Annotated in this window: 19 protein-coding genes; 2 read left to right on the top strand and 17 right to left on the bottom strand. The window is 67.3% G+C overall.

Features of this window, described 5'->3' with window-relative positions; genetic code table 11:
• Positions 1-355: 355 nt before the first annotated feature.
• The 6 genes from OM977_RS00890 to lysS form a co-directional block, all read right to left on the bottom strand.
• The gene (locus tag OM977_RS00890; RefSeq protein WP_264355689.1) at positions 356-865 is read right to left on the bottom strand and encodes an amino-acid N-acetyltransferase; all 510 of its coding nucleotides are present in this window, start codon (positions 863-865) and stop codon (positions 356-358) included.
• 56 nt (positions 866-921) lie between these two features.
• Positions 922-3,078, bottom strand: coding sequence for a S9 family peptidase (locus OM977_RS00885; protein WP_264355688.1), 2,157 nt, complete (start codon positions 3,076-3,078; stop codon positions 922-924).
• 587 nt (positions 3,079-3,665) lie between these two features.
• Positions 3,666-6,158 (bottom strand): ATP-dependent Clp protease ATP-binding subunit, encoded by a 2,493-nt coding sequence (locus OM977_RS00880; RefSeq protein ID WP_264355687.1) that lies wholly within the window; start codon positions 6,156-6,158, stop codon positions 3,666-3,668.
• A gap of 570 nt (positions 6,159-6,728) precedes the next feature.
• Entirely contained in the window at positions 6,729-7,055 is a 327-nt protein-coding gene (locus tag OM977_RS00875) for a histone-like nucleoid-structuring protein Lsr2 (RefSeq protein ID WP_264355686.1), read from the bottom strand.
• A 130-nt stretch (positions 7,056-7,185) separates the two neighbouring features.
• Entirely contained in the window at positions 7,186-7,377 is a 192-nt protein-coding gene (locus tag OM977_RS00870; protein ID WP_264355685.1) for a hypothetical protein, read from the bottom strand.
• Positions 7,378-7,379: 2 nt separating this feature from the next.
• Positions 7,380-8,912, bottom strand: coding sequence for a lysine--tRNA ligase (gene lysS / locus OM977_RS00865; RefSeq protein WP_264355684.1), 1,533 nt, complete (start codon positions 8,910-8,912; stop codon positions 7,380-7,382).
• A gap of 135 nt (positions 8,913-9,047) precedes the next feature.
• Here lysS and OM977_RS00860 point away from each other — a divergent pair, with 135 nt between their 5' ends.
• Together OM977_RS00860 and OM977_RS00855 are read left to right on the top strand one after the other, a co-directional pair.
• Complete coding sequence (locus OM977_RS00860; RefSeq protein WP_264355683.1) at positions 9,048-9,674, top strand: thymidine kinase; 627 nt, start codon at positions 9,048-9,050, stop codon at positions 9,672-9,674.
• A gap of 60 nt (positions 9,675-9,734) precedes the next feature.
• Entirely contained in the window at positions 9,735-10,568 is an 834-nt protein-coding gene (locus tag OM977_RS00855; RefSeq protein ID WP_264355682.1) for an alpha/beta fold hydrolase, read from the top strand.
• A 3-nt stretch (positions 10,569-10,571) separates the two neighbouring features.
• Here the strand turns inward: OM977_RS00855 and OM977_RS00850 are convergent, their stop codons facing one another.
• The 11 genes from OM977_RS00850 to ftsH form a co-directional block, all read right to left on the bottom strand.
• Positions 10,572-12,047 (bottom strand): DHA2 family efflux MFS transporter permease subunit, encoded by a 1,476-nt coding sequence (locus OM977_RS00850; RefSeq protein WP_264355681.1) that lies wholly within the window; start codon positions 12,045-12,047, stop codon positions 10,572-10,574.
• A 116-nt stretch (positions 12,048-12,163) separates the two neighbouring features.
• Positions 12,164-13,063 carry a pantoate--beta-alanine ligase gene (gene panC, locus OM977_RS00845; protein WP_264355680.1) on the bottom strand — a complete coding sequence of 300 codons (900 nt, stop codon included), beginning with the start codon at positions 13,061-13,063 and terminating at the stop codon, positions 12,164-12,166.
• A gap of 14 nt (positions 13,064-13,077) precedes the next feature.
• Positions 13,078-13,986 (bottom strand): Rossmann-like and DUF2520 domain-containing protein, encoded by a 909-nt coding sequence (locus tag OM977_RS00840; protein WP_264355679.1) that lies wholly within the window; start codon positions 13,984-13,986, stop codon positions 13,078-13,080.
• Positions 13,979-15,571 (bottom strand): PH domain-containing protein, encoded by a 1,593-nt coding sequence (locus OM977_RS00835; protein ID WP_442960678.1) that lies wholly within the window; start codon positions 15,569-15,571, stop codon positions 13,979-13,981. The genes OM977_RS00840 and OM977_RS00835 overlap by 8 nt, the downstream gene beginning before the upstream one ends.
• A gap of 10 nt (positions 15,572-15,581) precedes the next feature.
• Positions 15,582-16,094, bottom strand: a complete 513-nt coding sequence (locus OM977_RS00830) for a PH domain-containing protein (RefSeq protein WP_264355678.1) — start codon at positions 16,092-16,094, stop codon at positions 15,582-15,584.
• On the bottom strand, positions 16,075-16,599 hold the full coding sequence (locus tag OM977_RS00825) for a DUF3180 domain-containing protein (protein WP_264355677.1): 525 nt from the start codon (positions 16,597-16,599) through the stop codon (positions 16,075-16,077). Before OM977_RS00825 ends, OM977_RS00830 begins: the two co-directional genes overlap by 20 nt.
• Positions 16,596-17,135, bottom strand: coding sequence for a 2-amino-4-hydroxy-6-hydroxymethyldihydropteridine diphosphokinase (gene folK, locus OM977_RS00820; protein ID WP_264355676.1), 540 nt, complete (start codon positions 17,133-17,135; stop codon positions 16,596-16,598). Before folK ends, OM977_RS00825 begins: the two co-directional genes overlap by 4 nt.
• Complete coding sequence (folB, locus tag OM977_RS00815; protein ID WP_264355675.1) at positions 17,132-17,491, bottom strand: dihydroneopterin aldolase; 360 nt, start codon at positions 17,489-17,491, stop codon at positions 17,132-17,134. The genes folK and folB overlap by 4 nt, the downstream gene beginning before the upstream one ends.
• A gap of 14 nt (positions 17,492-17,505) precedes the next feature.
• Positions 17,506-18,429, bottom strand: a complete 924-nt coding sequence (gene folP / locus OM977_RS00810) for a dihydropteroate synthase (protein WP_264355674.1) — start codon at positions 18,427-18,429, stop codon at positions 17,506-17,508.
• Between the two features lie 9 nt (positions 18,430-18,438).
• The gene (gene folE / locus OM977_RS00805) at positions 18,439-19,086 is read right to left on the bottom strand and encodes a GTP cyclohydrolase I FolE (RefSeq protein ID WP_264355673.1); all 648 of its coding nucleotides are present in this window, start codon (positions 19,084-19,086) and stop codon (positions 18,439-18,441) included.
• A gap of 9 nt (positions 19,087-19,095) precedes the next feature.
• Entirely contained in the window at positions 19,096-21,165 is a 2,070-nt protein-coding gene (ftsH, locus tag OM977_RS00800; protein ID WP_264355672.1) for an ATP-dependent zinc metalloprotease FtsH, read from the bottom strand.
• Positions 21,166-21,327 lie beyond the last annotated feature (162 nt).

Here is a 21,327-nt window from a genome sequence, read left to right as displayed (position 1 = left end):
CCGCGAATCACGGCGCCGTGTCTGCCCGGGCCGAAAAATTGGGCCACGCGTCGCCGCCCAGCCAGGAGAACGGAGGCGCGGTCTCAAATGCTGCCGGAGGCGTTACGGCGGCGGCATCGCCGTCCGGTGCCCTAGTAATTGGACGTGGCAGTGAAGGTACGGCGGCAACCGTCATTTGGAATGCGGAGAAATCGGGAAAAGTCACGCGACTGTGCAATTTATGCCTCCGGAAGCTGAGTGGCCCACCCCCTGGGCCGGGATCAGTTTATCCATCAACTTTATAGAGGGGAAGAGGGCACGCCCTCGGAATCCGCCGCCGCCCCTGCGGTAGGCCCGAAACGCCTAGGACGTACAACTAGAGGGTCTTGATCATCCTCGTGTTGCCCAGGGTGTTGGGCTTTACCCGGGCCAGATCGAGGAACTCGGCGACGCCTTCGTCGTGCGAGCGCAGGAGTTCCGAATAGACCACGGGGTCGACGGCGGTCTGGTCCGCCATGACTTCGAAGCCGTGTTTCTTGAAGAAGTCCACCTCGAAAGTCAGGCAAAAGACCCGGGACACTCCGAGCGCCCGGGCGTCCTCCAGCAGGCGCTCGACGAGGACGTGGCCGACGCCCTTCCCGCGCCACGCGTCAGAAGCGGCAAGCGTACGGACCTCTGCCAGGTCCTCCCACATAACGTGCAGTGCCCCGCAACCGATCACTTCGCCGTCAGCCGCTTCGGCGATCCGGAACTCCTGCAGGCTTTCGTAGTAGGCCACGGTCTCCTTGGCCATGAGGATCCGCTCGTCGGCCAGCGGCGCCACCAGCGCCTTAATGGCCGCGACGTCGCTGGTTCGGGCAGGGCGGATGCGGATCGGTTCAGTCACAGCCCAATCCTACGGCGCAGCCCTGTTGCGCTTCCGTCCTGGCGGGCGGCAGGGACTTAAAGGCCCAGCTCGGCTGGTACCGGAAGATCCTTAGCCAGGAGCGTCCGCGCGAGGAAGTGCTCGACGACGCCGTACCAGACCTTGGTGTGCTGCGGCTGCAGGATCCAGTGGTTTTCGTCCGGGAAGTAGAGGAAACGGTGATCGGTCTCCCCATTCTCATCCGCGGCGAGCTGCGACTTGGAGAGCAGCTCGTACCAGAGGCGCAGGCCCTCGCCGATCGGCACGCGGTAGTCCTTGTCGCCGTGGATGACGAGCATCGGGGTGCTGATGTTTCCCACGTGCCTGTGTGGGGAGTTCTCCAGCGCCATCTGGGCGGTCATCTCCTTGAGCCAGTACTGGGCGGAGTCGGTAGTGGGACCGAACTGGTCCAGGGCCCAGAGGCTGGCGTGCGTGACGATGGCCTTGAACCGGTCCGTCTGCCCCGCCACCCAGTTGGCCATGTAGCCGCCGAAGGAGCCGCCCATGGCAGCGGTGCGGGTCTCGTCGATGTCCGGCCGCTGCACCACGGCGTCGGTGATGGCCATCAGGTCGGTGAAAGGAGCCTTGCCCCATTCGCCCCAGCCGCGCTGGATATGGTGCTGGCCATAGCCGGTGGACAGCGCCGGGTCCGGCAGCAGCACGGCGTAGCCGCGCGCCACCAGCAGCCACGGATTCCAGCGCCAGGTCCACGCGTTCCACGAGCCCAGCGGTCCGCCGTGGATCCACAGCAGCAACGGAGCAGGATTCCCCGCGGAGGCGCCTTCGGGGAGCGCCAGGTACGCCGGAACCCGCGAGCCGTCTGCCGCCGTCGTCTCCACGCGTTCCAGCCCGCCCTGGTAGTGCGGGCGCTCGGCCGGGGCCGGGAGCCGGACGACGCCGCCGCCGGCGAGGTCGATCCGCACGGCTTCGGCCGGAAACTCGTAGGAGCTGCGCAGCGCGTAGGCGCTCCGACCATCCGGGGAGACCACGACGTCGGTATAGGCGGCGGCATCGGACGTCAGGCGGGTGACCTGGCCGGTGCCGCCGGACTGACCGGACGCACCCGGCTCACCGGCGACGCTGATCCGGAAGACCGGAGAGGCGCCGTCCTCATCCGCCGTCGCCAGGATGGCGGACCCGTCGGGCAGCCACGCCTCGGGGCGGGGCCAGCGGTCCCAGCCGTGGACGAGCGGCGTCATTGCGGCATCCGATGACTCGCCGGCCGCAGGCGGGGCGTCCCCGACGGCGAGGAGGTGCAGCTTGACCTGCGGCGCCGCGGCGGGGGTGGTGTCGCTTTCGCTGAGCACGACGAGGGTGCGGTTGTCCGGACTGACCGGCCCCGGAAAGTAGCTCATGCCTTCAGTGTCCAGCAACACCGCGCGGGTCCCGCTGGCGACGTCGACGGCGACCAGCACCGAGCGGGAATCGGCGCCAGCGAGCGGTTTGGTGAAGCTGCTGTAGATGGTCTTACCGTCGGGGCTGACCACGGAGGTGGCATCGCGGAGCCCATTGCCGGCGTCGGGGGTGAGGTTGCGCAGCTTCCGGGGCGCGGCGGCGTCAACGGTGGACGGCTTGCCCGGGTCCTTCTCCTCGCCCGGATCGACGGCGAAGAGCCGCGGCTGGTCCGGACCCAGGTCGGCGTCCCAGAACCGCACGGGATACCCGCTGTGCAGGATGGCGGCGACCTTGTTGTCCTTGCGTGCCTTGCGGCGCTCCTCATCACTGTCCTCATCCGCGGAACCGGTCAGCACCGAGGCCGCCACGAACAGGGCGTCGGCGCTCTTTGCGGCCAGCACCGCGCTCACTCCCCCGGCACGGGAATGCACCACCCGGGCCTCCCCGCCGGTGGACGGCAGCATCCACAGCGCGCTGATGGGATCATCGTCCGGGCTTTCCGGGTCGGGCCGGGCGGAGGTGAAGTAAAGATCGCCGTTGGCTGCGAAGACCGCTCCGGCCTCCCCCTTGGCGCTGCGGGTGATCCGGCGCGCCTGCTGTTGGCCGGCAGGATCCAGCTCCCACAGCGCGGTGCAGTACTCGGTGCCCTTGGAATTGAGCGTGGCCACGGTGGTGACCAGCCGCCCGCCGTCGGGGCTCAATGCCAGGCCGCTCACCCGCGGAATCGCCAGGTAATGGTCCAGGTCATGGAAGGGTGTCTCCGGTTTTTCGTTCAGGATCACTGAATCAAAGGAAGCCATGCCCCGATTCAACACCCCCCGTGGCGCGGATCACACCAAGTTCACTAAGAGTGAAACACTACTTTCAGACCTCCGCCGGCGGCTTTCGTCCCGGCCGCGGTTCGACGACATCCGCGGTTCTGCGGGTCTCGCACCCTTCGCCGGTGGCACCCCCGGCCGCGGCACGATTCGCCCGGCGGCGCTGACGGCTGCACCTTCACCATTTGCCGCATATGGCCGCTAAGCGCGGCTATTTTCCGGCCGTTTGTGGCCAATAACCGAGCGAGCGGGCGCGAACTCGGCAGGCAGGCGCCGGGCTGCACGCGCCTCAGGTATTTGTGTGTCTTGAATCTGGGGAGGGCCCCAGCGCGGCTTGCGCCCGCATTGACACGACGGCGGAGCCGGATGCACCTTCACCATTTGCCGCATATGGCCGCTAAACGCGGCTATTTTCCGGCCGTTTGTGGCCAATAGCCGAGCTGGCAGCGCCGATCTCAACCCCGGGCGAGCGAGCGGCAAATGGCGCCGGTGTCGAGCTGTAGGCGAGGGACAACGCGAAAGGCCCCGCCGCTCCCTTTCGGGAACGGCGAGGCCTTTGGGGTTAGCGCCTATACGCTGGGAGCGATCTCCGGGATGCGCGGCTTGGCGTTGCCGGCAAAGGTGAACTTCGCGTCGTCGCCTTCGCCATCCACATCCACCACCACGATGTCGCCGCCGTGCAGTTCGCCGAAGAGGATCTTCTCGGAGAGCTGGTCCTCGATCTCGCGCTGGATGGTGCGGCGCAGCGGCCGGGCACCCATGGCGGGATCGTAGCCGCGGGTGGCCAGGAGCACCTTGGCGGCGGGCGTGAGCTCGATGCCCATGTCCTTGTCCTTGAGGCGCTTCTCCAAACGGCCGACGAACATGTCCACGATCTCGATGATCTCGTCCTGGGTCAGCTGCGGGAAGACCACAACGTCGTCAACACGGTTCAGGAACTCGGGGCGGAAGTGCTGCTTGAGCTCCTCCGTAACGCGGGCGCGCATCCGGTTGTAGCCGGTCTGCGTGTCCGTGCCGGACTGGAAGCCGGTGGCAACGCTCTTGGAGATGTCCCGGGTACCGAGGTTGGTGGTCATGATGATCACGGTGTTCTTGAAGTCCACCACGCGGCCCTGGGAATCGGTCAGGCGGCCGTCTTCCAGGATCTGCAGCAGCGAGTTGAAGAGATCGGCGTGCGCCTTCTCCACTTCGTCGAACAGGACCACGGAGAACGGACGACGGCGGACCTTCTCGGTCAGCTGACCGCCCTCCTCGTAGCCCACGTAGCCCGGAGGGGCACCGAAGAGACGCGAGACGGTGTGCTTCTCCGAGTACTCGGACATGTCCAGCGTGATCAGGGCGTCTTCTTCGCCGAACAGGAACTCGGCGAGGGCCTTGGCCAGCTCGGTCTTGCCGACGCCGGTGGGGCCGGCGAAGATGAACGAACCGCCCGGGCGCTTCGGATCCTTCAGGCCTGCGCGGGTGCGGCGGATCGCCTGGGACAGGGACCTGATGGCCTCGTCCTGGCCGACGACGCGCTTGTGCAGCTCGTCTTCCATCTTCAGCAGACGCGAGGATTCTTCCTCGGTGAGCTTGAAGACCGGGATGCCGGTGGAGTTCGCCAGCACCTCAGCGATGAGGTCCTCATCAACTTCGGAAATGTCGTCCATGCCGCCGGTCTTCCACTGGCGTTCCTTCTCGGCGCGCTCGGCAATGAGCTTCTGCTCCTTGTCGCGCAGCGAGGCGGCGCCTTCGAAGTCCTGCGCGTCAATCGCGGATTCCTTCTCCAGCTTCATGGCGGCAATGCGCTCGTCCATCACCTTGAGCTCCGGCGGGGCGGTCATCCGGCGGATGCGCAGCCGGGCACCGGCCTCATCGATCAGGTCGATCGCCTTGTCCGGGAGGAACCGGTCAGAGATGTACCGCTCGGACAGGCTCGCCGCGGAGGCGAGGGCGCCGTCGGTGATGGTGACGCGGTGGTGTGCCTCGTACCGGTCCCGCAGGCCCTTGAGGATCTCGATCGCGTGCGCGACGGAGGGTTCCTTGACCTGGATGGGCTGGAAACGGCGTTCCAGCGCGGCATCCTTCTCGATGTGCTTGCGGTACTCGTCCAGCGTGGTGGCACCGATGGTCTGGAGCTCACCGCGGGCCAGCATGGGCTTCAGGATCGACGCCGCATCGATGGCACCCTCGGCAGCACCGGCACCCACCAGGGTGTGGATCTCATCGATGAACAGGATGATGTCGCCGCGGGTGCGGATCTCCTTGAGGACCTTCTTCAGGCGCTCTTCGAAGTCGCCGCGGTAGCGGGAGCCGGCCACGAGGGACCCGAGGTCCAGGGTGTACAGCTGCTTGTCCTTGATGGTCTCCGGCACGTCGCCGCGGACGATCGCCTGGGCAAGGCCTTCGACGACGGCGGTCTTGCCGACGCCGGGCTCGCCGATCAGCACCGGGTTGTTCTTGGTGCGGCGGGAAAGGACCTGCATGACGCGTTCCATTTCCGACTCGCGCCCGATGACCGGGTCAAGCTTGTTCTCGCGAGCAGCCTGCGTGAGGTTGCGGCCGAACTGGTCCAGGACTACGGAACCGGCGGGGGTGCCTTCGGCCTGGCCTGGGCCCACGCCAGCTCCGGTGGTTTCCTTGCCCTGGTAACCCGACAGCAGCTGAATGACCTGCTGGCGGACCCGGTTCAGGTCTGCACCCAGCTTGACCAGCACCTGCGCGGCCACACCTTCACCCTCGCGGATGAGACCGAGCAGTATGTGCTCGGTGCCGATGTAGTTGTGTCCCAGCTGCAAGGCCTCGCGCAGCGAGAGCTCCAGCACTTTCTTGGCCCGGGGCGTGAAGGGGATGTGTCCGGACGGGGCCTGCTGGCCCTGGCCGATGATCTCCTGCACCTGTTCCCGGACTCCGTCGAGCGAAATGCTCAAGGACTCGAGGGCTTTGGCAGCAACACCTTCACCCTCATGGATCAGACCCAAGAGGATGTGTTCGGTACCAATGTAATTGTGGTTCAGCATGCGTGCCTCTTCTTGGGCAAGCACAACTACGCGACGGGCACGGTCCGTAAATCGCTCAAACATTTCGCCACACTCCTAGCTACGACGTACTTTGATGCTACGTGGCCGGGTTGCGGATTTGTGGCTTGTTCGCCACAGGGGAAACCGTGGGGAGTGATTGACGGTCTGCGGGCTGTTCAATCGCGTCCAGCGCGGCACCGCCGCGGCGGACGACGGCGAGCCCTGCGCCAGGATGCCGAGCCCCCGGGCGCCGCCCGCAACACGAGCACGGCCAGCAGCGCAGAAAGCCTGGAGCCGCGTTTCCGGTGGCCGGAAAGAATTGCCGGTGGTCCGGCACGCTCCGCAAGGGTCCCGTTCGGGTTCTGAATTTCAGACATTGGAATCTCCCGCCATGAATCGATTCGTGCGGGGAAATCGAACGGGCGTCCCAATCCGGTGCTCAAGCCCCGCCGCCGCGTCGTATAACGACGCGGCGGCGGGGTGGGTTTAAGGTACGCCGCATCGGGCGGTCGGCAAGGTTTCAAAAGCAGGGCAGGGGAATCGCCGGCGGCACGTGGTCCTAAATGTCAATGAAAAAGCCCCACCCGCGCCTTATGGCGGAGTGGGGCTTCTAGAGCGGAAGCGGCTGAAGTTCTAGGAATTTGCCTTCTGGTAGGCTTCCTGAATTTCCGCCTGGATACGGCCGCGGCTGTTTACCGCGTAGCCGTTGTCCCTTGCCCACTGGCGGATCTGCGCAGAGTCCTGGTTGCGGCCGGTCGAAATACGCGTCCGTGTAGCGCGGCCGCTGGAAGTCTTCCGTGCGTGCGAAACAAAGCGCTCCACCGCAGAGCGGAGTTCCGCGGCATTACCCGACGACAGATCGATTTCATAACTCACGCCGTCGAGTCCAAAGCGGACGGTCTCATCCGCGGATCCCCCGTCCAGATCATCAACGAGGATGATTTTTACTTTCTGTGCCATAAAGACTCACTTTCCAAAAGGACGGGGACTGCAAAAGCAGGAGGTACTGAAATAAGTATCCTCCGCTTTGCGGCGGCACGTCAAAGTGGAAAGGCTTCTGCCAAGGAAAATCGACGGAAGTGAAAAGGACCTATTTGGCGATTCCGGGGGAATGGCCGTCCGCGGAACCCGGATCCGCCGGCCGGGCCTTTTCCTGGGCTTCGGCCTGGGCCCGCGCCTCTGCCTGGCGCTCGGATTTGTCTGCGTTGAAGATCGATTTCATGGCGTACCAGAAAAGCAGGCCGACCACGACGGAGGGCAGCAGGACGGCAATGTACTCCATGGTCAGTGTCCTTCCGGCTTCAGCAGCGGGAACAGGATGGTTTCGCGGATGCCGGCGCCGGTGAAGAGCATCACCAGCCGGTCGATGCCCAGGCCGATCCCGCCCATCGGCGGCGCACCGTACTCCAGGGCCCGCAGGAAGTCCTCGTCCAGCTGCATGGCCTCCGCGTCGCCGGCGGCGGAACGGCGGGACTGCTCGGTGAGCCGTTCACGCTGGATGACGGGGTCAATCAGTTCGGAGAAGGCAGTGCCGCGCTCCATGCCGCCGATGATCAGGTCCCAGGCTTCGATGAGCCGGCCATCTTCGCGGTGCTGGCGGGCCAGCGGCTGCGCGGACGGCGGGTAATCGTAGACAAAGGTGGGGTTCATCAGGGTCGGCTCCACGATCTCGCCGAAGAGCTCCACCACGAGCTTTTCGGCCTCCCAGTTCGCGTCGACCTTGACGTCGTGCTTCGCGGCGAGGGCGAGCAGCTCTGGGGCAGCGGTGTCGGGGGTGATTTCCTGCCCGACGGCTTCGGAAAGCCCCGGGTACACGGCAAGCCAGGCCCAGTCGCCGTCGAGGTTGATCTCGCCGGCTTCGGTCTGCAGCACGCGGCCCACGCCGGCGGCGTCGGCGGCGTCGAGGATGATTTCCTTGATCCGGTCCGCCATGACGAACTGGTCGGCCCAGGCCTCGTAGCTCTCCAGGGTGGTGAACTCGGGGCTGTGGGTGGAGTCGACGCCCTCGTTGCGGAACACGCGGCCCATGTCGTAGACGCGGTCGATGCCGCCGACGACGGTGCGCTTCAGGTAAAGCTCGGTGGCGATGCGCAGGGTCATCTTCTGGTCGAAGGCGTTCATGTGCGTCTCGAACGGGCGGGCCGTGGCGCCGCCGTGGACCAGCTGCAGCATCGGGGTTTCCACCTCGACGTAGCCCTGGCGGTGCAGGGTCTCGCGGATGGAACGCGTGACGGCGGCGCGGGTGTACACCATTTCGCGGGCCTCGTCGCGGACGATGAGGTCCACGTAACGCTGGCGGACGCGGGTTTCTTCGTTCAGTTCGGCGTGCAGCACCGGCAGCGGGCGCAGCGCCTTGGACGCCATGGACCAGGAATCGGCCATGACGGAGAGCTCGCCGCGGCGTGAGGAGATGACCTCACCCTTGATGAAGACGTGATCGCCCAAGTCCACGAGGGACTTCCAGTCCGCGAGCGCCTCCTCGCCGATGTTGGCCAGGCTCAGCATGATCTGGAGGCGGACGGCCTTGCCGTCGGCGCCGCCTTCCTGCAGGGTGGCGAAGCAGAGCTTGCCGGTGTTCCGGATGAAGACAATCCGGCCCGTCACGCCGACGGTGTCGCCGGTAGTTTCGTCCGCCTCCAGGTGAGCGTACTTTTCGCGGATTTCGGTCAGTGAATGCGTGCGCTCAACACCCACCGGATACGCCTCGATGCCGCGCTCGATCAGCTTGGCGCGCTTCTCCATCCGGATGCGCGTCTGCTCGCTGGCGTCGTGGAGCTCGGCGGCGGTGTTCGGGGCGGGGGTGTTTTGGGAAGTCACAATCCCCAAGTTTACCGGGGTTTCCGCCCGTCCGGGTCCCGGCGGATCGGCACCGGCCGCGGAGGGGCGCGGGAATAGATCCGGCTGAAGGACAGGCCTTTAGAATCGGGGGGCGACCCTTTTGAAAGGACCCCCTTGGCCAAGCTCTACTTCCGCTACGGCGCCATGAACTCCGGCAAGTCAACGGGCCTGCTCCAGGCCGCCTTCAACTATGAGGAACGGGGACAGCGGGTGCTGCTCGCCAAACCCGACGTCGACACCAAGGGCGACTCCGACGTCGTGTCCCGCCTGGGCATGACCCGCCCGGTGGACTTCGTGATCCCCGCCGGCGCTTCGGTCCGGGAGCTGTTCACCGCCCACGCGCACGGGGACGATCCAGATGCCCTGCTGGAGCATGTCGATACCCAGCCGGTGGCGTGCCTGCTCGTGGACGAGGCGCAGTTCCTGGAACCGGCCCAGGTGGACGACCTTTTCCGCATCGCCGTCCTGGACCAGGTCCCCGTGCTCGCCTACGGTATCCGCACCGATTTCCGGACCCGCGCGTTCCCCGGGTCGCTCCGGCTCCTGGAGATCGCACACACTGTCGAGGAACTCAAGACGATTTGCCGCTGCGGCCGCAAGGCCATCTTCAACACCCGCCGGGTCGGCAACCAGGTGGTGTTCGACGGCGACCAGGTCGCCATCGACGGCCAGGACGTCTGGTACGAATCGCTCTGCGGTTCCTGCTACCTCGAGGTCTCCGGCGGGCAGCTGGGCAGCTGAGAGTCCCGGGTGCCCGGGCGCCTACTACGCCGTAGCTGCAGCCTCGGCTAGGCTCGGAGCATGACCCGCGAGAACATCAGAACCCCCGACGGCGGAACGATCGAGCTTTTCAGCACGGGCGCGGAGCTGGCCTCGGCGGGTTCCGGCGTCGTCGTCGTGCCGGCCTCGATGGTGACCGCAGTCGACTACACCCGATTCGCGCAGAAGCTCAGCGTTTCGCTGGGCCGGCCGGTCCACACCTTCAACCGTCGGGGCCGCGGCTCCTCCTCGCCCCAGCCGGAGGATTACACCCTGGACGTGGACATCCGCGATCTCGATGCGGTCATGAAGCACACCTCCAGCACGGATGTCTTTGGCCACAGCTTCGGCGGGGCTGTGGCCCTGCACGCTGCCCGCACCCTGCCGGTGGAACGCCTCGCCGTCTTTGACCCGGCCGTGTCCGTCAATCACAGCGTCACGGCGGACTGGACCACCGAATACGAGCGGGCCACGGCGGCCGGTGACGACGACAGGGCTCTCGCCGTCCTGCTCAGGGGGCTCGAGACCGGCAGCGCCCTGTCCCGGATGCCGCTGTCCATGCTGACCCTGGCCAACAAGCTCGCGGCCGGCACCCCGATCGGCAAGCAGATGCGCGAGCTCATGCAGACCGGCGTCCGCGAGATCAAGGCCATCATCGCCGCCGACATGCCGGCCGAACCGTTCCTGGAACTCCCACTTGAGACGCTGATCATCGTGGGCGAGAAGAGCCCCGCGTACTTCGGCGTGGCCTGCGCCCAGATCCACGACGTTCTCTCCGGCTCGAGTTACACAATCCTGCCGGGCATGGGGCACGACGGCGTCAACAAGGCACCGGACAAGCTCATCACCGAACTGAGCGAATTCTTCGCCGGCTAAGCCTTAGTGGACCGGGGCCGGGTGCTCCGCTGCTGCGGTCTTGCGCATCAGCGTGGACAGCACGACGGCGGCCAGGGCGATTGCGGCTGCGGTCAGGAACGCGGCGTGCATCCCGGCGACCATTCCCGCGCTTGCGGCGACAACAGCGTAGATGGACACCAGCAGGGCGGTCCCGGCGGCACCGGCCACCTGCTGCAGGGTGCTCAGGATGGCGGAACCGTGCGAGTAGAGGTGCGGAGGCAGCGGGTTGAGTCCGGTGGTGAAGGCAGGCGTGAAGATCAGGGCCAGCCCCAGGCTCAGGCCCACGTGCAGGGCAATGATCCAGGCCACCGACGTATTTGCGTCCAGCAGGGAGAACTGGAACAGGGACAGCACCAGCAGGGCCGAGCCCGTGACGGTCAGGGGCAGCGGTCCCACCTTGTCGAAGATGCGGCCGATGAACGGGCCCAGCAGGCCCATGGCCAGTCCGCCCGGGAGCAGCACCAGGCCCGTCTCCAGCGACTTGAGTCCACGGATTTCCTGAAGGTACAGCGGCAGTAGGATCACGGCGCCGAACAGGGCGATCATGGCGACGACGAGCAGCAGGACCGAGACGGTAAACATGCGGAAGTCGAAGGCGCGCAGGTCCAGCAGGGGTGCCGAGGACTTCTGCAGGCGCAGCTGCCGGAAAACGAAGGCGACCATAGCTGCCGCCCCAATGACCAGTGCGATTACGGCCGGTGAGCCGGGCCCGCTCTGGCCCCCGCCAATCTGGCTGAGTCCGTACACCAGGCCACCGAAGGCGGGTACCGTCAGCACGACCGACAGGGCGTCCAGCCGGGTCTTCTTCGTTTCGCCGATGTTGGTCAGGTACCGGGCACCGATGGCGAGGGCGGCAAGGGCGATCGGTAGGACGAAGACGAACATGAAACGCCAGGAGAAGTGCTCGAGGATCGCGCCGGAGACCGTGGGGCCCATGGCCGGCGCCACCGAGATGGCGATGCTGACATTGCCCATCACGGCGCCTCGGCGGGCCACCGGAACCAGCGTGAGGATGGTGGTCATCAGCAGTGGCAGCATGATGGCCGTGCCGCCGGCCTGGACGATCCGGGCGAGGAGCAGGATTTCAAAGCCGGGGGCCACTGCGGCGAGCAGCGTGCCGCCGGAGAACAGGCCCATGGCCAGCATGAAGACGGCCCTGGTGGACAGCCGCTGCAGGATGAATCCGGTGGTCGGAATCACCACAGCCATGGTGAGCATGAAGCCGGTGGAGAGCCACTGCACGGTGGGGGCATCGACCCGCAGGTCCACCATCAGCCGCTGCAGTGCGACGTTCATGATGGTTTCGTTCAGGATGACCACGAACGTGGCCACCAGCAGGGTGACGATGATGGTGACCGATTCCCGGGACATCTTGCGTGACGGCCCCGCCCCGCCAGCCGGTGTCTGGGCGACCTGTGCTGGTTCGCGTGGCGATTTTGAAGAGACGTCTGTTGGCATGGGGGTTCCCTTAGGAAGATTCGATGGGTCCGGCGGGCGCTGCCGATGCTGATGTTGCTAACCGGCGTTTCAGGGAAGTAATTCCCGCCGGGACAAACTTTTCCGTTCCGGCCGGATCACGAGTCCAGCGGGACGTTGTCGATCAGCCGGACCGGGCCCACTTTTGCCGCGATAAGGACCAGTCCCTGGCCGCGGAAGGGCGTGTCCCTGCAGTTCTCCGCCAGCGGCTCGAGGGTGAGCGGATCCACCACCTCGAAATAGTCCAGCTGCACGAGCGGTTGCGACTCCACCAGCGCCTGCGCGGAGTCCAGGTCCAGCGGTTCGTGGGCGTTAGCGCGGTCCTCCACCAGCCGGAGCGCCCGGGACAGCACCAGGGCGGCCTCGCGCTCCTCGGCCGAGAGGAAGCGGTTGCGGCTGGACAGCGCCAGCCCGTCCGCGGACCGAACGATCGGAACCGGAACTATCTCCACGGGGAAGTTCAGGTCTGCCACCATGCGTCGGACCAGGGCCAGCTGCTGGGCGTCCTTCTGCCCGAAATACGCCCGGTAGGCCGGCAGGGCCTCGCCCGTACATGCGCCCGGCATTCCGTAGTGCAGCAGCTTGGCCACGACGGTGAGGGCGCCGTCGAAGTGTCCGGGCCGCGAGGCCCCCTCCCATTTCCCGGCCAGCGGGCCCGCGGTGACCCGCACCATCGGCTCCCCGTAGGGGTAGACCTCCTCGACCCCCGGCGCGAAGACAAGGTCCACACCCTCGGCGTCAAGGAGGGCAAGGTCGGCTTCCAGCGTCCGTGGGTACCGTTCCAGGTCGACCGCTTCGCCGAACTGCAGAGGGTTGACGAAGATGCTGGCCACCACCACATCGTTCTGCGCGACGGCGGTGCGCGCCAGCTGCGCATGCCCCGCGTGCAGGGCACCCATGGTCGGGACAAGGCCCTGCGAGTTGCCGTTTTTCCGGGCAAGCAGGCGGGCGCTTTCGGTCCGGAGCTGCGCGGCCGTCGTCACCAGTTGGATCACCAAATCAGGGTCCTTCCTTAGGCTTGCGGGTCATTTTTGTCCGGGCCCTCGAGGGCCCGGCCGATGCCCTCGAGCTGGTCCGGTTTCAGCATGCCCCGGTTCCCGGCCCGCCGGGCCGTGGCCCGGGCCATGGCCAGGTACGCCTCCAGAATATCGCCGCGCGAACCGGAGTCCTGCTCCCGGAGGGCTTCGGCGTGGGCCGCCACGGTGCCCACATCGCCGCGGGCCACCGGACCGGTCAGCGCCGATTCGCCGGAGGCGAGGGCGTTCTCCAGCGTCGCGCGCAGCAGCGGGCCCAGCATGCGCTCCGGGGCTTCGACGCCGACTTCCCGGAGGAGCTGGGAGGCCTGAGCCACGAGCGTCACGAGATGGTTGGAACCGTGCGCGAGGGCTGCGTGGTAGAGCGTGCGGTCGGCTTCGGCGATGGCGACCGGCTCGGCGCCCATCTCGACGACGAGGGCCTGGGCGATGGGCAGCATGGCGGCGTCGGCGGTGACCCCGAAAGTACAGTCCAGGAGCCTCGTGAGGTCAAGGCTCATGCCGGTGAAGGTCATCGCGGGATGCAGCGCCAGCGGCACGGCTCCGGCAGCGCGGACCGGGTGCAGGATGCCGACGCCGAAACGGCCCGAAGTGTGCGCCACGAGCTGTCCGGGCTGCCAGGCACCGAGCTTCGCCAGGCCGGCCACCAGGGGGCCGAGCGCGTCGTCGGGGACCGCCAGCAGCACAAGCTCGGCACGCTCGACGATGTCCTGGATCTCCAGCACCGGGACGCCGGGGAGCAGGGTTTCCGCGCGTTCCCGGCTGTCGTCTGAGACTGCGGACACGCCGATGACGGCGTGCTCTGCGCCGCGCAGCGCGGCACCCAGGACGGCGCCGACCTTGCCGGCGCCAATGATTCCGACGCCGAGGCGTCCTGGCTTAGCCATGCTGCTGGCCTTCCTTGTGGCTGGGTTCTTCGGTGCGGGCGGTTTCGGCTGGCCCGGCCGTCGGACCGGGGCCCAGCACGAGCGGTGTCACCTGGTCCAGCCAGTGCTCGCTGGTCTGGCGTTTGCGTGCGGCCCGGGCGCGGGCGGCCTGCGCGTCGAGGAGCGCCTTCCCTTCCGCCAGCCCCGCCTGGATCACTTTCGGGGCCACGGGACCGGCCGTGGTGTGCAGGACGAGGTCCACCACACCGAACCGCCGGGCCAGCGGACCCTGCTGCAGCGCCATCGACTGCGTGCGCTGGTGCGGAACCACGACGAACTGGCGCCACCACCGCCCGGAGCGGATCAGCAGCGCCGTGTCCGTGGCGGTGAAGCCGTTGCACCGCCAGCCCAGCGGCGCCAGCAGCCGGGCGCGGCGCGGGGTGGTGAGGAAGCCGCCGTCGTCCGCCGTTCCCGGCTCCCCGCCGGCCCCGGAGGCTGCGGCGAGGCCGTGAAGACCGGCCGCAAAGACGCGGACGGGTTCAGGGGTGCCGGGGTCAGGCAGCACCAAGGAGAGCATCGTGATCACGTCACCAAAGGTGCCGACGGGCAGCAGCGTGGTCCGGGACGAACCCTCGCCGTCGCCGGCCGCGGCACCGTAGCCGGCAACGTTGACCTGGATCCGGTACCAGCCGTAGATCCGCCAGAGCGGGGGCTGGCTCACCCTCAGGGCCTGGATCCGGCCCGGCGGCAGGGTCTGCGCCTGGGTGTCCAGCAGGCCGTAGCGCAGCCGGATGCCGTCCGGGGAGATGGCGGCGGTGAAGTTGTAGCCCTTGCTGAACGAACTCCAGTACGCGGCCACAAACCCCAACGCTGCCGGGATCAGGTAGAAGTAGAAGCTGCGGTTGTCCGTCACGGCCGAAAGCACCACGGACGCCGCGGCGCCCAGCACAATGAAGACGCTTTGCTCGCTCAGCAGCAGCGAACCGACGAGCCGCGGCGGCGGTACGGTCAGCACCCTATGTTCGGGAGCCTCTGCCGCGGCCGCTTCGGGGCGCTCCGGATCAGGCGCTAAACCGGCGGCGCGCGCCAGGATCGTTGCCCTGAGCTGCCGTGCCTCGTCCATCCGCAGATACGCGAGCTTCACCGCGGACTCCCCCGCGTCGGCCACCTCGAACTTGAGTTCGGCCAGGCCGAAGATCCGGGCCAGCAGCGGCTGCACGATGTCGATCGCCTGGACCCGGTCAAGCCTGGCCTGCCGCTGCTGTTTGAAGAGGAACCCGGTGTTGACCCGGACATAACCCTCGGCCACCTGGTAGCGCGTGAAGTACCAGCTCAGGATGTAGCCGGCCACGGTCAGCAGCAGGACCGTGCCGCCGCCGAGCAGCAGCCACGGCGCCCGGCCCGCGACCTGCTCGTCGATCAGCGGACCGCCCTGCAGCATCCGTTCGAAGGTGTCCCGGCCGAAGAAAAACCCGATGGCGGCCAGCGCCACCCAGCCGCGGACAAAGGGCGAGGCCGGGTGCACGCGATGCCAGCCGCCGTCCGTGCCGGCCGGCGCGGGACCCGTGGCCGCTTCGGGGGCCGTGCCGGTACCGTCCCGGTTCACGGAGTTTCCGTCACAGCCCGGCCAGCCGGGCTTCACCGCGGGCAGAAAGCTGCTCCCGGAGCCGGGCCCCCTCGGCGGCCGGCAGGCCGGGGATATCGGCACTGGTTCCGGCGGAGGCGGTGTGCAGCTTCAAGGTGCACAAACCGAGGCCGCGTTCCACCGGCCCGGCCCCGATGTCCACATACTGCATTCGCCCGTAGGGCACCACGAGGACGCGCTGGAAGAAGATGCCGCGGCGGATCAGCAAATCGTCCTCACGTTCGGCGTAGCCAATCGCGCGGACCTGCCGCGGAATGAGCAGCAGCCGCCAAAGCGCCAGGAGCCCCACTCCGGCTGGCACGGCGGCGGCAAGCCACAGCGGGAAACCCCTCCACCAGCCGCCGAGAACCAGTGCCAGCGGCAGGGACAGCACCGCGATGACGAGCAGGTTTCCGAGGGCCCAGCCCGCAATCCGGACCGTAATGTACTTGGGCGAAACCCGGAGCCAGGTGACGCCGGGAGGGTCAATCGCCTCGGTAGGCATATTCGCCCTCCGCCTCAGGTTTGCCGCGCTTTTCCCGCACACCCTGGCTGCCCTCGGCGTCCCCGTCCTCCGGCGGGATCCGGCAGAAGCGCTCCACCACCAGGCCCACCACCACCATGATCAGGCCGCCGCCGGCCATGGCCAGGGCCTGCCAGGTGACGCCCTGGGCGCTGCGCAGGTTCCAGAGCCGCAGCTGGTCCAGGAAGATCCCGGCATGCCAGCCCAGCAGGACGCTGCCGGTGTACGCGCAGGCCTGGGCGAGGACCAGGGTCCAGGCGGCCAGGATCGGGTTGAGCATCTTCTTCTTCTTGCCGTTGCGCCAGCGCAGCACGCGGACCCCCAGCACGAGGGTCAGGACCACGATCACGCCCATGGTCACGAGCCCGGTCAGCGGCAGCACCGGTGTGGAGAACCCGTAACGGGTGGTCAACAAGGTGGCGAAATAGCCGGCAAGGGCGACACCGACGCCGATGACGAGGAGGAGCCAGGGGTTGATCGGCTTCACGGCCGCTCCACCGCTCCGGCGACACCGTGCACGTCTTCGAAACCATCAAAGGGGGTCAGGTCGGCGAAGTCCGGTGCCTTCGCCGCCAGCTCGCCTACCCGTTCGCCGTTCAACTCCGCGGCCGGGTCGATCAGCGACCACGGGTAGAGCACGAACGCCCGCTCCGCCGCCCGCGGATGGGGCAGCGTCAGGTCGGGATCGGAGCTGACCAGGTCGCCGTAAGTGATGATGTCCGCGTCGAGGGTCCGCGGGCCCCAGCGCACGTCCCGCACCCGCAGGTGCTTCTGTTCAACCGCGTGGCAATGCCGGAGCAGTTCCAGCGGCGGCAAAGTCGTCTCCACGGCGATCACCATGTTGAGGAAGTCCGGCTGGCCTGGCGGGCCGCCCACGGGCTTCGTCTGGACGATCGGCGAAATAGCCAGAAGGCGGACCTCCGGCGGGTCGACCAGATCGGCGACGGCGGCCGAAAGGGTGTCATTGCGCTCACCGAGGTTGCTGCCCAGCGCAATCACCGCACGCGTGTACAGCTGGCTCATGGCCGCTCCCGGTGCACGCTGACCGACACGTCGCCGAAGTCCACCTCGATGGGGGCCTTCGGTTTGTGCACGGTGATGTCCACGGCGGCGACGTCGAACCTCCGCAGCACATCGTCGGCGATCCGCACGGCCAGGGCCTCGATCAGGTTCAGCGGGTCTCCGGTGATCCAGTTCCGGATGCAGTCCGCGACCTCCCCGTAATGGGCGGTGTCCAGGACGTCGTCGGAGGCGGCTGCCTTGCTGAAGTCGAGGTGCAGCACGGCATCGACGACGAACGGCTGGCCGTCCCGGCGCTCGAAATCAAACACCCCGTGGTGGCCGACGGCGGTGACGCCGCTCAGCGTGATCTGGTCCATGGTCACTGGCCGGATCAGTGGATGCCGGCCGGGGCCGGCTTCATGCGGGCCGCGACCTTGACGGCGTCGAGGCTGGGGCCGACGTCGTGCACGCGGACCGCCCAGACGCCGCGGGCGGCGCTGATCGCTGTCACGGCTGCGGTCGCGGCGTCCCGCTCGACCGGCGGCGCGGCCTTTCCGGCGACCGTCAGCAGGCTGCCGAGGAAACGCTTGCGGGAGGCTGCCACGAGGACCTTGTGGCCCATGCCCTGGAGGACGTCGAGGTTGCGGAGCAGTTCCCAGTTGTGCTCCTCATTCTTCGAGAAGCCCAGGCCCGGGTCCAGAATGATCTGCTCCGGGGCGACGCCCGCTGCGTAGAGCTTGTCCCGCAGGCCGGCCAGTTCGGCGGCCACCTCTTCCGCAACGTTCCCGTACTCAGCCAGGGAGTCCATGGTGTTGGCGGTGCCGCGGCGGTGGGTCAGGACGTAAGGCGCCTTGCTCCGGGCCACGAGTTCGGCCATCTCGGGTTCGAGGGTCAGCCCGGAGACGTCGTTGATGATCGTGGCGCCGGCGTCCAGCGCCGCAGCCGCGGTGGCCGCGTGGGTCGTGTCGATGCTGACAAGGGCGCCGGCCTTGACCAGGGCCGCGATAACGGGGAGCACGCGCTTGAGTTCTTCCTCAACGCTTACCTCGACGGCGCCTGGCCGCGTGGATTCGCCGCCGACGTCGATGATGTCCGCGCCGGCATAGAACATCCGGAGCCCCGCGGCGACGGCGGTGTCCGTTGACGCGTGCTGGCCCCCGTCGCTGAAAGAGTCCGGGGTGACGTTCAGGATCCCCATCACGAGAGTCCGGTCCGAGGGCAGGTCCTTGAAGGCCGCTGCCGGGCGCGGTTTGCGCAGCACGGGCAGGGGCGAGGTTGCCGGGCCGGTGCCGGGGGCTGCGGCGAGGGAGTCCATAGTGTGTTCTTACCTTCCGAGGATGAGGCTCATGGCTTCGGCACGGGTGGCCGGGTCATGCAGTTGCCCGCGTACCGCGCTGGTGACGGTCTTGGCGCCGGGCTTGCGGATGCCGCGCATGGACATGCAGAGGTGTTCGCATTCGACGACGACGATCGCGCCGCGCGGTTTGAGGTGGGTGACGAGGGCTTCGACGATCTGGGTGGTCAGCCGCTCCTGCACCTGGGGGCGCTTGGCGAACATGTCCACCAGCCGGGCCAGCTTGCTCAGGCCGGTGATCTTGCCGTCGTGCGACGGAATGTAGCCGACGTGTGCCACCCCGTGGAAGGGCACCAGGTGGTGTTCGCAGGTCGAGTAGAAGGGGATGTCCTTGACCAGGACGAGTTCCTCATGGTCCAGGTCGAAGGTGGTGGCGAGGATCTCCGCCGGATCGTGGTGGAGCCCCGCAAACATCTCGTTGTACGCCTTGGCTACCCGCTTCGGGGTGTCGAGGAGGCCGCTACGGTCCGGGTCTTCACCGATGGCCAGCAGGATTTCCCGCACGGCCGCCTCGATCCGGGGGCGGTCCACCTTGTTGCCGGCATGTTTGGCGGACGCTCCCGCCGCCGAATCGGTGGTGGCGGGAGCGTCGTCGTCGTCGTCTTTGAAGAAAGTCACAGAAGAAGCCTAGCCGGGACGGCCATCGGACCCGAGATCCGTACCACCGCCCTGGAAGGGCTCCTGCCCGCCGACGACACCTTGGGCGTGCGGGGGCAGGGCATCGAGCGGTTCCTCGAGCCGGGCCTCCTTGGCTTCCTCCTGAGCTTCACGCTCGGCTTTTTCGCGGCGTGACTCCACCGGGCCCGTCGCCTGGATCGGGCGGGTCTCCTTGGACAGCCAGACCTCGCGGAAGTCGCTCCGGCGGATGTTGGTGAAGACCTGGGCGATTTCGGCCTGGTTCAGGGTTTCCCGTTCCAGCAGCTCCAGGGCCAGCTCGTCCAGCACGTCGCGGTTTTCGGTGAGGATGGCGTAGGCCTCGTCGTGCGCCCCATCGATCAGGCGGCGGACTTCCTCGTCGACGATGTAGGCGATCTGGTCCGAGTAGTTGCGCTCGTGGCCGGCGTCGCGGCCCAGGAAGGGCTCGCCGCCGCCCTGGCCGAGGCGCACAGCACCGACGCGTTCGCTCATGCCGAACTCGGTGACCATCTTGCGGGCAATGCCGGTGGCCTTTTCGATGTCGTTGGAGGCACCGGTGGACGGGTCGTGGAAGACGAGTTCTTCCGCGACGCGGCCGCCCATGGCGTAGGCCATCTGGTCCAGCAGTTCGTTGCGCGTCACGGAGTACTTGTCGTTCTCCGGCACCACCATTGTGTAGCCGAGGGCGCGGCCGCGGGGCAGGATGGTGATCTTGGTGACCGGAGCCGAGTTGCGCAGGGCCGCTGCCACCAGGGCGTGGCCGCCCTCGTGGTACGCGGTGACCTTGCGTTCATGTTCCTTCATCACCCGGCTGCGCTTCTGCGGGCCGGCCATGACGCGGTCGATAGCCTCGTCCAGGGCGCGGTCGTCCACCAGGTTGGCGTTGGAGCGGGCGGTGAGCAGCGCGGCTTCGTTGAGCACATTTGCCAGGTCCGCACCGGTGTAGCCGGGCGTCTTCTTGGCCACGGCCTTCAGGTCGACGCCGTTAGCCATTGGCTTGCCCTTGGCGTGGACCCGCAGGATCTGCTCGCGGCCGATCAGGTCGGGAGCCTCGACGCCGATCTGGCGGTCGAAGCGGCCGGGGCGCAGCAGGGCGGGGTCCAGCACGTCGGGGCGGTTGGTGGCGGCGATCAGGATGACGTTTGTCTTGACGTCGAAGCCGTCCATTTCCACCAGCAGCTGGTTGAGGGTCTGCTCGCGCTCGTCGTTGCCGCCGCCGATGCCGGCACCGCGGTGACGTCCGACGGCGTCGATCTCGTCCACGAAGATGATGGCCGGCGCGTTGGCTTTGGCCTGTTCGAACAGGTCGCGGACACGGGAGGCGCCGACGCCGACGAACATTTCAACGAAGTCCGAGCCGGAGATGGAGAAGAACGGGACGCCTGCCTCGCCGGCGACGGCGCGGGCCAGCAGGGTTTTGCCGGTACCGGGCGGGCCGTAGAGAAGCACGCCCTTGGGGATCTTGGCGCCGACGGCCTGGAACTTGGCCGGCTCCGCGAGGAATTCCTTGATCTCTTCGAGTTCCTCGACGGCCTCGTCGGCGCCGGCAACGTCACTGAAGGTGACCTGGGGCATGTCCTTGTTAACCAGCTTGGCCTTGGACTTGCCGAACTGCATGACCTTGGAACCGCCGCCCTGCATCCGCGAGAGCAGGAACCAGAAGAGGACGCCGAGCAGCAGCACCGGGATCAGGAGGGAGAACAGCCCGGAGAACCAGTTGTTTTCGAGCGGCTGGTCGGTGAAGCCGCTCGGCGGCTTGGCATCGGTGACGGCCTTGACGACGTCTACCGCACGGGCGTTGACGTAGTAGAACTGGACGTTTTTACCCTTGTCCTGGCCGTCGACCTGCAGGTTCTCCTTCAGGACCAGGTCCACACGGTTCTCCGCGTCGAAGATCTTGGCCTGTTCGATGTTGCCACCGTCGCTCAGCAGCGCCAGGCCCCGGTCCGTGTCGATCCGGGCGGAGCCGCCGGGGGCGAGGGTGGCAAAGGCCAGCAGAAGCATGCCGACAACAACGACAATCCAGATGCCGGGGCCCTTGAAGAAACTCTTAGCTTTCATCTGTTCGGGGCTGGCCCCGTCCCTCCTGGTAGTGCTGCACGGCGACCGATCTGCGCGCGTGTGGTGCTGCATCAGCTTCTAGCTATACACCGTCCCCGTTGCTCACGCACGGTGGAGACCAAAAGTTCCCTGTGGGCGTAGCGGACGCGCGCCGGAGCGCGT

Origin of the sequence: Pseudarthrobacter sp. MM222 (genome assembly GCF_947090775.1) — a bacterium.
Lineage (GTDB): Bacteria > Actinomycetota > Actinomycetes > Actinomycetales > Micrococcaceae > Arthrobacter.
This window is presented reverse-complemented; position numbering and strand designations above follow the sequence as displayed.